Below are 12,206 nucleotides of genomic sequence, written 5' to 3' on the forward strand. Positions count from 1 at the left end.
TAGACGGCTCGATGCTGTGCACCCACAACGACCGGTTGTGCCGCCGTAGAGTGCGGGCCGTGGACTCAGGTCACCTACCTGATCTCGGCGCTCTCCGCCTGCTCGTCGCGGTCGGTCGGACCGGCAGCATCGGAGGCGCGGCTCGCGCGGTCGGGGTCTCGCAGCAGGCTGCCTCGGCCCGATTGCGCGGCGTCGAGGCGCAGACCGGGTTGACCCTGCTCCGACGGGGCCCTCGTGGCTCTGAGCTGACGCCCTCGGGTGTGGCGATCACCGAGTGGGCTGCCCGGTTGATCGACCTCACCGATGAGATCGAGACCGCGATCGAGGGGCTGCGAGGCGAGCGCACCCGCGAGCTGACGGTGTGGGCGAGTATGACCATCGCCGACGTCCTGATGCCGCGATGGCTGGTCAGGCTGCGCGCTCGACAGGTCGATGACGGCGCAACGACGACCTCGGTGAGCCTCACCGCAGCCAACAGCAACCTGGTGGAGGACGCGGTCCGCGCCGGCGTCGCACACCTGGGGTTCATCGAGGGGGTCGACCAGCCAGGCGACCTGCGATCGGTCGTCGTCGCGCACGACGAGCTGGTCCTGGTCGTCTCGCCAGACGCCCCCCTCGCGCGCCGTCGCACGCCGCTGGGTGCAGCCGAGCTGGCCACGCTCCCACTCACCGGTCGCGAGCCAGGCTCGGGCACCCGCGAGGTCGTGATGCAGGCGCTCGCCGCGCACGGCGTGCTGACCCACGAGCTCGCCCTCGAGCTCACCACGACCACCGCCGTGCGCGAGGCCGTCCTTGCCGGCGGCGCCGCAGCCTTCCTGAGTCGGCGAGTCGTGGAACGCGAGGTCGAGGCCGGCCGGCTCACGATCGTCGAGACGACGCTCGACCTGCGGCGGCAGTTCCGCGCGATCTGGGCCGGCAACTCGCAACCCCCCGCCGGCCCAGCGCGCGACCTCGTCGGCATCGCCCGACAGCACCAACGAACCGGGTGAGACCAACCTGGTCCTGTCCGCGGCCGAGGACGTCCCCGCATCCGACACTCCCACGGGGCGCGGGCCCGCCACTTTCTGACTCGGCCGTCACGAGACGGTCGCCGTTGCGCTTGCGAATCGTCCGCCCGTCAGCGGGGGGCGTTCTGCGTCGAGCGGTGTCGTCGTCTCCCGGCTCTTCACATGCAGAACGGTCTGACCTGCGGCTTCAACGGGTGGAGCCTAGGGGACTCGAACCCCTAACCCCCTGCTTGCAAAGCAGGTGCGCTACCAATTGCGCCAAGGCCCCGTGTGGGTAGAGCGGGTGGAGCGGTGTCAGCTCCGCTTGAGCGAGTCGGTCGCCTCGGCCCACAGCGCCTGCTCGGCGCGACCCTCGCTGGCCTTCTTGCGAGCCACCAGCACGCCGGCGGCGGCCGCGGCGAGCAGCAGGATCTTCTTCATCGTGGCTCCGTGGGGTCGGGTGATGTGCGAGGACGAGACTATCCAACGCGCCGCGCAGCCGGATAATGCGTGCATGCGACGTGGGGCGCTCGTGCTCACGATCCTGATGGCCATGACGGTGCTCGTGGGGGTACCGGCTGCGACGGCGGGCCCCGACACCACGCCACCACCGCCGAGGCCCGACTACCGCGGGGCCGTGTCGATGAAGATCTGCTCGGGCTCGATCGTGCGGTTCGCCGGGTCGCGCGACACCGACCGAGCGTTGGCGCTGACCAACGGCCACTGCCACGGCAAGCGGCTGCCCGAGCCGGACGTCGTCCTGGGCGAGCAGCCGGCGCGGCGTCCGGTCGCGTTGCTCGACCGGAGCGGGGAGAAGGTCGGCAGCGTGCTGACCGACCGGTTGTTGTTCGCCACCATGGAGCACACCGACGTCGCGCTCTACCGGCTGCGGGTCACCTACCGCGGGCTGCGCGAGAGGTACGGCGTCCGGCCGCTCGAGCTCGCCACCCGGCGCGCCGCGCGGAACACCCCCATCACCATCCGGGCCGGCCTGAACCGGATCGAGTACCGCTGCGGGCTGCAGGGCTTCTCCTACCGCCTCGTCGAGGGCGACTACACGTGGCAGTGGTCGCTGCGCTACCGCACCGGCGCCTGCCGCACCGTCGGCGGGACGTCGGGGGCGCCCGTGCTCGACCCCCAGCGGCGGGTGGTCGGCGTCAACAACACTGGCACCATCGAGGGCTACAGCGGCTGCGAGCTCGGCGCGCCGTGCGAGGTGAGCCGGGACGGCGACGTCCGCAGCTTCCCGCGGCGCAGCTATGGCCAGCAGACCTGGCAGCTGACGACCTGCCTGGACGCCGAGCAGCGGCTCTTCGACGCGACCCGGAGAGGGTGCCGGCTGCCCGACGTGACGTGAGGCCGGGTGCGGCGGGGACGTGCTGGGTGGGCCTAACAGGACTTGAACCTGTGACCTCTTCCTTATCAGGGAAGCGCTCTAACCGTCTGAGCTATAGGCCCGGGTGGTCGCGCACCGCGGGAGCGGGCGGAACCTGCGAAAATCTATCCCACCGGGCGGGGCGCGGTGAAATCTGGGTGGTGCTGTACCCGCCCTTCGACAGGCTCAGGGTCCGTGGGGCTGGGTCGGCCCCGGAGGGCCGGTGGTCTCGAGGCTCGTCGCCAGGGCTCCTCGCACCTCGACCATCGTCAGAGGCCGGCCACACGGTCCGTCGGTCAGTTGTCTTCCGCGAGGGTGACCTCGATGCCGCCCAGCAACGCGGCGGACATGTTGTAGAGGAACGCGCCGAGGGTGGCGACGGCGGTGAGCAGGATGACGTCGACCGCCGCGACGAGCATGGCGAAGCCGACGACGCGCTCGGTGCCGACGTAGTCACGGATGTCGAACGTGCCGGTCTCGGGGCCCTCGATCACCTCGCGCACCGAGTCGTTGATCGAGGTCCACACGCCGGCCTCGTTGAGCACCTGCATGATGATCGCGACCGTCACCACGGTGACGATGCCGAAGGCGATCGAGAGCAGGAACGCCGTCTTCATCACCGACCACGGGTCGACCCGGGTCAGCCGCAGCCGCGCCTTGCGGGGGCCGCGGCCGGTGGGCTTGGCCTTCGTCTTGGACTTCGGGACGCGGGCGGGCTTCGGCTGCTTGTCGTGGCGGCCGGAGGTCTCGTCCTTCTCCAGCGTCGGGCGCACGGCGGTGGTCGTCGCGTCGGCCTCGTCGGTGGACGACGAGCGCGAGGCCAGCTTGGCCTGGATGCGCTCGGCCAGGCTGCCGCGGACGGCGGTGTCCTGCGTGGACGTCGAGGCGGCCGGCTCCTCAGGCGTCGACGTGGCCGACTTCTTGGCCTTCGTCACCGGCGTCTCGGTGGTGGCCGGGGCCTCGGCGGGCGGCGGCGGCAGCACCGGGCGCCGCTGCTGCGACGTCGGGGGCTTGGCGGGCGGCGGCGTCCGAGGGGTCGTCGTCGCTCCCGTCTGCCGGGCGGCGGGCGGTGAGGTCGGCGGCGCGGGCCGATCGCTCATCAGCCTTCATCCTCCCCAGAGTCGGGTGCGTCGGTGTCGGTGCCGTCAGCACCCTCGGCGGGCACGGACTCGTCGATTGTGTCACTCGCTACCACATCCGGAGAAACCTCCGGCGCCGACTCACCGGACTCGCCAGGCTCGCCAGGCTCGCCGGGCTCAGCGGCTGCGTCGGCCTCGATCTCCTCGACCACCGTGGCCTCGACCGACCGCGCGACCACCGCGACGGCGTCGCCCGACTTCGGCGAGACGAACTTGACGCCCTGGGTCGAGCGCCCGGTGACGCGGAAGTCGTCGTTGATCGGGCTGCGCACGACCTGGCCGCTCTGGGTGATCGACATGACCTCGTCGCCGTCCTCGACGATGAAGCCGCCGACCAGCACGCCGCGCTGCTCGTTGCTGAGGGTCATCGCGCGGATGCCGAGGCCGCCGCGGTTGGTGACGCGGTACTCGTTGATGCGCGAGCGCTTGGCGAACCCGCCGTCGGTGATGGTGAAGACGTACTGGGTGCGCACGTCGGCGTCGTCGGCGGCGTCCTCCTCGGCGATCTGCGCGGCCCGGATGACCGACATCGACAGCACGGCGTCGTCGTCGGTGCGGAACTTCATGCCGGTGACACCGGACGTCGCGCGGCCCATCGGCCGCAGCTGGTCGTCGTCGGCGTGGAAGCGGATCGCCGAGCCCTGCCGCGAGACGAGCAGGATGTCGTCGGCCGCGTCGACCAGCTCGGCGCCGATCAGCTGGTCGTCGTCGTCGCGGAAGTTGATCGCGATGACGCCGGCCTGCCGCGGGCTGTTGTAGTCGCCGAGCCGCGTCTTCTTGACCAGGCCCTTCCTGGTGGCCAGCACCAGGTAGGGCATCTGGTCGTAGTCGCGGATGGCGAGCACCTGCGCGATCTGCTCGTCGGGCTGGAACGACAGCAGGCCGGCGACGTGGCCGCCCTTCGCGTCGCGCGAGGCCTCCGGCAGGTTGTAGGCCTTCGTGCGGTAGACCCGCCCGGCCGTGGTGAAGAACAGCAGCCAGTGGTGGTTGGTGGTGGCGATGAAGTGCTCGACGACGTCGTCGCCGCGCAGCGATGCACCCCGCACGCCCTTGCCGCCGCGCCGCTGCAGCCGGTAGGCCTGCCGCTGGGTGCGCTTGGCGTAGCCGCCGCGGGTGATGGAGACGACGAGCTCCTCGTCGGGGATCAGGTCCTCCATCGACAGGTCGCCGTCGGCCGCGATGATCTGGGTGCGACGGTCGTCGCCGTACTTCTCGACGATCTCGGAGAGCTCCTCGACCACGATCGAGCGCTGGCGCGAGACGTTGGCGAGGATGTCCTGCAGGTCGGCGATCTCGGCCTCTATGGCCGCGAGGTCGTCGATGATCTTCTGCCGCTGCAGCGCGGCGAGCCGGCGCAGCTGCATGTCGAGGATGGCGGTGGCCTGCACCTCGTCGACGTCGAGCAGCTCCATCAGGCCGACCCGGGCGTCGTCGACGTCGGGCGAGCGGCGGATCAGTGCGATGACCTCGTCGAGCTGGTCGAGCGCCTTGACCAGCCCGCGCAGGACGTGCGCGCGCTTCTCGGCCTCGCGCAGGCGGTACTCGGTGCGCCTGCGGATGACCTCGATCTGGTGCTCGACCCAGTGGCTGATGAACTGGTCGATGGTCAGCGTGCGCGGGACGCCGTCGACCAGCGCCAGCATGTTGGCGCTGAAGTTCGTCTGCAGCTCGGTGTGCTTGAGCAGGTTGTTCAGCACCACGCGGGCCACCGCGTCGCGCTTGAGGACGACGACCAGGCGCTGGCCGGTGCGGTCGGAGGTGTCGTCGCGCACGTCGGCGATGCCCTGCACCTTGCCGTTGACCGCCAGGTCGGCGATCTTCACGGCCAGGTTGTCGGGGTTGACCATGTAGGGCAGCTCGGTGATGACCAGGTTGACCCGGCCCTTGCTGTCCTCGTCGATGTCGATGACGGCGCGCTGGGTGATCGAGCCGCGGCCGGTGCGGTAGGTCTGCTCGATGCCCTGGCGGCCCACGATCAGCGCGCCGTTGGGGAAGTCGGGGCCCTTGATGCGCTCGATGAGCGCGTCCTGCAGCTCTTCGCGGGTGGCGTCGGGGTGCTGCAGCGCCCACACCGCCCCCTCGGCGACCTCGCGCAGGTTGTGGGTCGGGATGCTGGTGGCCATGCCGACCGCGATGCCGGCCGAGCCGTTGACCAGCAGGTTCGGGAACCGCGACGGCAGGACGACGGGCTCCTGCGAGCGACCGTCGTAGTTCGCCTGGAAGTCGACCGTCTCCTGGTCGATGTCGCGGACCATCTCGAGCGCCAGCGGCGCCATGCGGCACTCGGTGTAGCGCATCGCGGCGGCGGCGTCGTTGCCCGGCGAGCCGAAGTTGCCCTGGCCGTTGACCAGCGGCGCCCGCATCACCCACGGCTGCGCGAGGCGCACCAGGGTGTCGTAGATCGCGGTGTCGCCGTGGGGGTGGTACTGACCCATGACGTCGCCGACGACGCGCGAGCACTTCGAGAAGCCGCGGTCGGGGCGGTAGCCGCCGTCGAACATCGCGTAGAGCACGCGCCGGTGCACCGGCTTCAGGCCGTCGCGGACGTCGGGCAGCGCCCGACCCACGATGACGGCCATCGCGTAGTCGATGTAGGCCCGCTGCATCGAGGTCTGCAGCTCGACCGGCTCGATGCGGCCTCCGCCGCCTCCCTCGCCGCCGCCGTCGCCGCCCAGGTTGCTCGTGGTCTCGGTCATGTCGTCTCTCGTTCGTGGCTTCGTCTACTGCTCGCCCGGGGTGACCCGTCGCAAGCCGGTGCTCGCTTCGCTGCGCTCCGTTCGCAACGGGTCACCCACCTGGCACGTCGCGCCTCGCTGCGCTCGTCGCCGCGCCAGTGGTGGGCATCAGATGTCCAAGAACCTGACGTCCTTGGCGTTGCGCTGGATGAAGGAGCGGCGCTGCTCGACGTCCTCGCCCATGAGGATCGAGAAGATCTCGTCGGCCTGCGCGGCGTCCTCGAGGGTGACCTGCAGCATCAGCCGCTGGTCGGGGTCCATCGTGGTCTCCCACAGCTCCTTGGCGTTCATCTCGCCGAGACCCTTGTAGCGCTGCACCGGGTTCTCCTTGGGCAGGCGGCGTCCCTGCTCGAGGCCGTGGGCCATGAGCGAGTCGCGCTCGGCGTCGGAGTAGACGAAGTCGTGGTCGGACGGCGGACCGGTCCAGCGGAGGCGGTAGAGCGGCGGCTGCGCCATGTAGACGTGGCCGTTCTCGATGAGCGGGCGCATGAAGCGGAACAGCAGCGTCAGCAGCAGGGTGTTGATGTGGTGGCCGTCGACGTCGGCGTCGGCCATGAGCACGACCTTGTGGTAGCGCAGCTTGGCGAGGTCGAACTCCTCCTGGATGCCGGTGCCGAGCGCCGAGATGATCGCCTGCACCTCGGTGTTGGCCAGCACCTTGTCGATGCGGGCCTTCTCGACGTTCAGGATCTTGCCGCGGATCGGGAGGATCGCCTGCACGCGCGGGTCGCGGCCCTGGCGGGCCGAGCCGCCCGCCGAGTCGCCCTCGACGATGAAGACCTCGCACTCCTCGGGGCGGGTCGACTGGCAGTCGGACAGCTTGCCCGGCAGGCCGGCCTTGCCGAGCAGGCCCTTGCGGTCGCGGGCGAGGTCGCGCGCCTTGCGGGCGGCGATGCGGGCCTGCGCCGCGGCCTGCGCCTTGCGGATGATGTCGCGGCCCTCGGCCGGGTTCTGCTCCATCCACGCGCCGAGCTGGTCGTTGACGATGCGCTGGGTGAAGCCCTTGGCCTCGGTGTTGCCCAGCTTGCCCTTGGTCTGGCCCTCGAACTGCGGCTCGGCCAGCTTGATCGAGATGATCGCGGTCAGGCCCTCGCGGATGTCGTCGCCCTTGACCCGGTCCTCGGCCTTCTTCATCAGGCCCCAGGTCTCGCCCCAGGTGTTGACCAGCGTGGTGAGCGCCGCGCGGAAGCCCTCCTCGTGGGTGCCGCCCTCGGCGGTGTTGATGGTGTTGGCGAAGGTGTGGACCGATTCGGTGAAGGTCGTGTTCCACTGCATCGCGACCTCGAGGCTCATGTGGTTCTCGACGTCGTCGGGGGTCTCGGCCTCGAAGCTGATCACCGACGGGTTCGACGGCGTCTTGGTGCGGTTGAGGTGCTCGACGTAGTCGACCAGGCCGCGGTCGTAGCGGAAGACCTGCTCGAGCCCCTTGCGGCCCTCGGTCGCGGGCTTGATGGCGTCGCCGGCGCCCTCGGCGACGGTGTCGTCGGCCGCGGTGTCGTCGGCGACCGCGTCGGCCAGCTCGTCGGCGTCCGCGCGCTCGTCGCGGACCACGATCTCGAGGCCCTTGTTGAGGAAGGCGTACTCGCGGATGCGCGAGGTGATGGTCTCGAGCGAGTAGGACGTCGTCTCGAAGATCTCCTCGCTGGCCCACCAGGTGACCGTGGTGCCGGTGCGCTCGCCGTCCTCGAGCGGGCGCACCTGCTCGATCGGGCCGTCGGGCTCGCCGCGCGTGAAGCCCTGCTGCCACAGGTGGCCGCGGTTCTTGACCTCGGCGAGCACCCGCGACGACAGCGCGTTGACCACCGAGACGCCGACGCCGTGCAGGCCGCCGGAGACCTTGTAGCCTCCGCCGCCGAACTTGCCGCCGGCGTGCAGCACGGTGAGGGCGAGCGTCAGGGCGGGCAGCTCCTGGCCGGGCGCGGTGTCGGTGGGGATGCCGCGGCCGTTGTCCTCGACGCGGACGCCGCCGTCGTCGAGCAGGGTCAGCACGATGCGGTCGCAGTGGCCGGCCAGCGCCTCGTCGACCGCGTTGTCGACGATCTCCCAGATCAGGTGGTGCAGGCCGCGCTCGCCGGTGGAGCCGATGTACATGCCGGGGCGCTTGCGGACGGCCTCGAGACCCTCGAGGACCTGGATCGACTCGGCGCCGTAGGCGGTGTCGACCGCCGAGCTGCGCAGCCCGGTGGACTCGGGGGCAGGCGGGGGGGTCTGGTCGGTCGTCTGGTCGGTCGTCTCGTCGGGGGTCGCGTCCGGCGTCTGGTCGGGGGTGGGCTCGGGCACCGGGACCTCTTCACTCGGTGGGCCGCGGGCGGCTGCCCGGGGCATGACGAAGGTCGCGGCACAGCGCGTGGTTCTGGCGCGCAACGTGTCGGCGACCTCGACGTCCATGATAGCGCCCACAGGCCCCGGATCCACGCACTCCGCCGCAGGATGGGGACGACGTCCGGGTCAGATCGTCCCGCTGCGGGGCCTGGGAGCCGATCCAGCGGCCTGGCGGGGGTGCCGCCGAGGCCCCCCATGGACGCGAGGCCCGCAGATCGGCTCTCCGGCCCGGGGACGTTCGGCTCGTCGTCCACCGGACCTCTCGGCTCGGACGGCCCGTGACCGGCATGATGTGCCGGACGTCGATCGAGTGACAGGGGTGGGCCTGGTGAACAACCCGTGGCGACGGCTGCGCTACCGGCGGGACGGGCGCAAGCGGAGCGGACCCGACTGCGGTGACTGCCTCGAGTGCCCCTGCGACCTGTTCCTCATCGCCCCCCTCGCGCTGCTGCGCGTCGTGGTCGGCGCGTTCGCACCGACGGCCGTCGACCCGTACGTCGCCGTCCCGGCCCGGCGCGGGGGTCGCGCGGCGGCCCGGCTGATCCGCAGCTACCAGCTGCACGTCTCGGTGCCGCGGGCCCGCCCGGTGTGCCCGATGACGCCGACGTGCTCGCGCTACGGGTTGCAGGCGGTCTCGCGGCACGGGCTGCTGCGCGGCGGCTGGCTGGTGGTCGGGCGGCTGCGGCGGTGCAGCCGGCGCCACCCCGCCGTCGACCCGGTGCCTCCGGCGCGCTGAGCCCGCACCGGCCCGCGGCCCTTCGACAGGCTCAGGGTCCGTGGGTCGCGTTCGCGTGCACGGCCGGCGGTCTGAGGCTCGTCGCCGGGGCTCCTCGCACCTCGGCCATCGTGAGGGCCTGTCTGGCGGCGGTCGAGGTGGGGGACCCTCAGCCGTAGGTGTCGCGGGGGCCGCGGCCGTCGCGCACCGAGCGCGGGCCGCGCTTCCAGCTCGGGCCGTGCGGGCCCTGCACCTGGACGACGGTGACGGTGCCGTCGCCGAGCTCGTCGTTGAGCCGGCGCACCACGGTGGGTGCGAGCAGCTTCAGCTGGGTGGCCCAGGCCGTGGAGTCGGTGCGCACGCTGAGGACGCCGTCGGCGAACGACTCGGGGCGGCAGTGGTCGGCCACCTCGTCGCCCACCAGCTCGGCCCACCGCGCGAAGACGCCGCGCACCCGCAGGTCGAGGCCCCAGCCGCGCTGCGCGACCAGCCGGTCGACCTCGCTGCCGAGCTGCTGCGGGTCGCGCTCGTCGGGGTGCGGCCCCGACCAGCCGTCGCGCACCGGTCCGCGGTCGCGGTCGAGCGCGGGCGGACGCCGGCGCCGCGACCGCCGCGCCATCGGCGAGCCGCTCGCCGCGGTGGCGCGGCTGACCTGACGCGCCAGGTCGAGACCGTCGTCGTCGTGCGGCAGCTCGTCGGAGGCCGACGGCGGCACCGGCTCGACCGGCCCGATCGGCTCGACCGGCTCATCCGTCGTCACGCTGCACCTCCCCCGCGGCCACCCGGAACCGTGCTCCGGCGAGCTCGGACGGGACGTCGTCCTCGACCGCGGCCGTGACCAGCACCTGCTCGGCGCCGGCGACGAGCGCGGCGAGCCGGGCCCGCCGGTCGACGTCCAGCTCGGCGAAGACGTCGTCGAGCACCAGGATCGGGTCGTCGCCGTCGGCGCGCAACAGGTCGAACGACGCGAGCCGCAGCGCCAGCGCGAACGACCAGCTCTCGCCGTGGGAGGCGTAGCCCTTCACCGGCAGGCTGCCGGCGGCGTCGGTCTCGTCGGTCCCGTCGCCCGGGCCCCCGGTGGTGCGGCCGAGCGAGAGCAGCAGGTCGTCGCGGTGCGGGCCGACCAGGCACTGGCCGCGGTCGAGCTCGTCGTTGCGTCGTCGGCCCAGCTCGGCGAGCAGTGCCTCGGTGAGCTGGGCGCGGTCGGGGGCGGCCGGGTCGTGCAGCGGCAGGTCGAACGAGCTGCGGTAGGCCAGGCCGGCCTCGTCGCGCCCGGCGCCGCGGGCGACGTCCGCGTAGGCCGCCGCGACCAGCGGTCGCAGCAGCTCGACGAGGGCGATGCGGTGGGCGAGCAGCTCGCCGCCGGCCTCGGCCAGCTGCTGGTCCCACACGTCGAGGGTCGAGAGCGCCGCCTCCTGCCCGCTCGACCCGCGGCGGGCGAGCCCCGCGGTCTTCAGCAGGGTGGAGCGCTGCTTCAGGATCCGCTCGAGGTCGCTGAGCGTCCCTCTCAACCGGGGGGTCCTGAGCACCAGCAGGTCGTCGAGGAACCGCCGGCGCTCGCCCGGGTCGCCCTTGACCAGCGCGAGGTCGTCGGGTGAGAACACCACGGTGCGCACGAGCCCGATGAGGTCACGCACCCGCGGCAATGTCGACTTGTTGATTCGTCCCTTGTTCGACTTACCGGGGATGAGCTCGACCTCGAGGACGGCGGTGCGGCCCTCCTTCACCACGGCCGCGCGCACGATGGCGCGCTCGGCGCCGGCGCGCACGAGCGGCACCTCGCTCGCGACCCGGTGCGAGGAGAGGCGCGAGAGGTAGTCGACGGCCTCGACCAGGTTGGTCTTGCCCTGACCGTTGCGCCCCACGAACGCCGTCGCGCCGGGCCCGAGCTCGACGTCGACGAGGTGGTAGGAGCGGAAGTCGTGCAGGGTCAGGTGGGAGACGTACACCCGGGCATCTAGTGGCTCTCGTCGGGCGCGGCGCCCGAGTCGGGTGCGTCGCCGCCCGCCGGGGGCGCGGTGTGCACGGCGTGACCGCCGAACTGGTTGCGCATCGCGGCGATCGCCTTCATGGCCGGGCTGTCGTCCTGGCGCGAGCTGAAGCGCGCGAACAGCGACGAGGCGATGACGTGCAGCGGGACGGCGTGGTCGATCGCGGCCTGCACGGTCCAGCGGCCCTCGCCGGAGTCCTCGGCGTAGCCGCGCAGCTGGCTGAGGCCCTCGTCCTCCTCCAGCGCCGCGACCAGCAGGTCGAGCAGCCACGACCGGATGACGGTGCCGGTGCGCCAGGAGTCGAAGACCTCGACGACGTTGTCGACGACGTCGACGGCCTCGAGCAGCTCGTAGCCCTCGGCGAAGGCCTGCATGACGGCGTACTCGATGCCGTTGTGCACCATCTTGGCGAAGTGGCCGGCGCCGACGGTGGCGCCGGCGTGCACGAAGCCGCCGCCCTCGGGCTTGAGGGCGTCGAAGACCGGCTGCACCCGGGAGACGTGGTCGGCCGAGCCGCCGCACATCAGCGCGTAGCCGTTCTCGAGGCCCCACACACCGCCCGAGACGCCGCAGTCGACGAAGCCGATGTCCTTGCCGCCGAGCAGGTCGGCGTGCGCCTGGTCGTCGGTCCACTTGGAGTTGCCGCCGTCGACGACGATGTCGCCGGCGCCGAGCAGCTCACCGAGCGCCGCGATGGTGCTGCTGGTGGCCTCACCGGCCGGCACCATCACCCACACGACCTTCGGGCCGTCGTCGGGCAGAGCGGCGACCATCGCCTCGAGGCTGTCGACGTCGGCGAGGTCGGGGTCGCGGTCGTAGCCGACCACGGTGATGCCCGCGTTGCGCATGCGGGTGCGCATGTTGCCGCCCATCTTGCCGAGGCCGACGAGTCCGAGGTGCATGGTGATCCTCCCGGTGATGGGTGCCCGTGGGGTCGCCCGGT

The 12,206-nt window shown here is 71.9% G+C and carries 10 protein-coding genes and 2 tRNA genes; 3 read left to right on the forward strand and 9 right to left on the reverse strand.

Going from position 1 to position 12,206, the window contains the following annotated elements; genetic code table 11:
* Positions 1–59: 59 nt before the first annotated feature.
* Positions 60–989, forward strand: coding sequence for a LysR family transcriptional regulator (locus tag ABEA04_RS00370; RefSeq protein WP_345453119.1), 930 nt, complete (start codon positions 60–62; stop codon positions 987–989).
* A gap of 213 nt (positions 990–1,202) precedes the next feature.
* Here ABEA04_RS00370 and ABEA04_RS00375 read toward each other — a convergent pair.
* Together ABEA04_RS00375 and ABEA04_RS00380 are read right to left on the reverse strand one after the other, a co-directional pair.
* Positions 1,203–1,275: transfer RNA gene (locus tag ABEA04_RS00375), tRNA-Ala, on the reverse strand.
* A 26-nt stretch (positions 1,276–1,301) separates the two neighbouring features.
* Positions 1,302–1,427 carry a DLW-39 family protein gene (locus tag ABEA04_RS00380; RefSeq protein ID WP_345453122.1) on the reverse strand — a complete coding sequence of 42 codons (126 nt, stop codon included), beginning with the start codon at positions 1,425–1,427 and terminating at the stop codon, positions 1,302–1,304.
* 73 nt (positions 1,428–1,500) lie between these two features.
* Between ABEA04_RS00380 and ABEA04_RS00385 the strand changes: the two genes are divergently transcribed.
* Complete coding sequence (locus ABEA04_RS00385) at positions 1,501–2,343, forward strand: trypsin-like peptidase domain-containing protein (protein WP_345453125.1); 843 nt, start codon at positions 1,501–1,503, stop codon at positions 2,341–2,343.
* Positions 2,344–2,370: 27 nt separating this feature from the next.
* Here the strand turns inward: ABEA04_RS00385 and ABEA04_RS00390 are convergent.
* The 4 genes from ABEA04_RS00390 to gyrB all read right to left on the reverse strand — a co-directional run bounded on the left by ABEA04_RS00390 (position 2,371) and on the right by gyrB (position 8,560).
* Positions 2,371–2,444: transfer RNA gene (locus ABEA04_RS00390), tRNA-Ile, on the reverse strand.
* A 213-nt stretch (positions 2,445–2,657) separates the two neighbouring features.
* Positions 2,658–3,461 carry a DUF3566 domain-containing protein gene (locus tag ABEA04_RS00395; RefSeq protein WP_345453128.1) on the reverse strand — a complete coding sequence of 268 codons (804 nt, stop codon included), beginning with the start codon at positions 3,459–3,461 and terminating at the stop codon, positions 2,658–2,660.
* Complete coding sequence (gene gyrA, locus ABEA04_RS00400) at positions 3,461–6,196, reverse strand: DNA gyrase subunit A (protein ID WP_345453131.1); 2,736 nt, start codon at positions 6,194–6,196, stop codon at positions 3,461–3,463. Before gyrA ends, ABEA04_RS00395 begins: the two co-directional genes overlap by 1 nt.
* 147 nt (positions 6,197–6,343) lie before the next feature.
* Complete coding sequence (gyrB, locus tag ABEA04_RS00405) at positions 6,344–8,560, reverse strand: DNA topoisomerase (ATP-hydrolyzing) subunit B (RefSeq protein WP_425576971.1); 2,217 nt, start codon at positions 8,558–8,560, stop codon at positions 6,344–6,346.
* A gap of 325 nt (positions 8,561–8,885) precedes the next feature.
* Between gyrB and yidD the strand changes: the two genes are divergently transcribed.
* Positions 8,886–9,293, forward strand: a complete 408-nt coding sequence (gene yidD / locus ABEA04_RS00410; RefSeq protein ID WP_345453134.1) for a membrane protein insertion efficiency factor YidD — start codon at positions 8,886–8,888, stop codon at positions 9,291–9,293.
* Positions 9,294–9,441: 148 nt separating this feature from the next.
* Here yidD and ABEA04_RS00415 read toward each other — a convergent pair whose 3' ends face one another.
* The 3 genes from ABEA04_RS00415 to gnd are packed head-to-tail and all read right to left on the reverse strand — an operon-like array spanning position 9,442 to position 12,165.
* Positions 9,442–10,032 (reverse strand): DciA family protein, encoded by a 591-nt coding sequence (locus tag ABEA04_RS00415; RefSeq protein ID WP_345453137.1) that lies wholly within the window; start codon positions 10,030–10,032, stop codon positions 9,442–9,444.
* Positions 10,019–11,221 carry a DNA replication/repair protein RecF gene (gene recF, locus ABEA04_RS00420; protein WP_345453140.1) on the reverse strand — a complete coding sequence of 401 codons (1,203 nt, stop codon included), beginning with the start codon at positions 11,219–11,221 and terminating at the stop codon, positions 10,019–10,021. Before recF ends, ABEA04_RS00415 begins: the two co-directional genes overlap by 14 nt.
* A gap of 8 nt (positions 11,222–11,229) precedes the next feature.
* Entirely contained in the window at positions 11,230–12,165 is a 936-nt protein-coding gene (gnd, locus tag ABEA04_RS00425; RefSeq protein ID WP_345453143.1) for a phosphogluconate dehydrogenase (NAD(+)-dependent, decarboxylating), read from the reverse strand.
* Positions 12,166–12,206: the final 41 nt, after the last annotated feature.

The organism is Nocardioides marinquilinus, assembly GCF_039543705.1.
Taxonomy (GTDB): domain Bacteria; phylum Actinomycetota; class Actinomycetes; order Propionibacteriales; family Nocardioidaceae; genus Nocardioides; species Nocardioides marinquilinus.

Excerpts from the sequence above, each read along its gene's own strand:
- ABEA04_RS00380 (WP_345453122.1), bottom strand. The coding sequence starts at position 1,427 with ATGAAGAAGATCCTGCTGCTCGCCGCGGCCGCCGCCGGCGTGCTGGTG.
- ABEA04_RS00385 (WP_345453125.1), top strand. The coding sequence starts at position 1,501 with ATGCGACGTGGGGCGCTCGTGCTCACGATCCTGATGGCCATGACGGTG.
- ABEA04_RS00395 (WP_345453128.1), bottom strand. The coding sequence starts at position 3,461 with ATGAGCGATCGGCCCGCGCCGCCGACCTCACCGCCCGCCGCCCGGCAG.
- gyrA (WP_345453131.1), bottom strand. The coding sequence starts at position 6,196 with ATGACCGAGACCACGAGCAACCTGGGCGGCGACGGCGGCGGCGAGGGA.
- gyrB (WP_425576971.1), bottom strand. The coding sequence starts at position 8,560 with ATGCCCCGGGCAGCCGCCCGCGGCCCACCGAGTGAAGAGGTCCCGGTG.
- gnd (WP_345453143.1), bottom strand. The coding sequence starts at position 12,165 with ATGCACCTCGGACTCGTCGGCCTCGGCAAGATGGGCGGCAACATGCGC.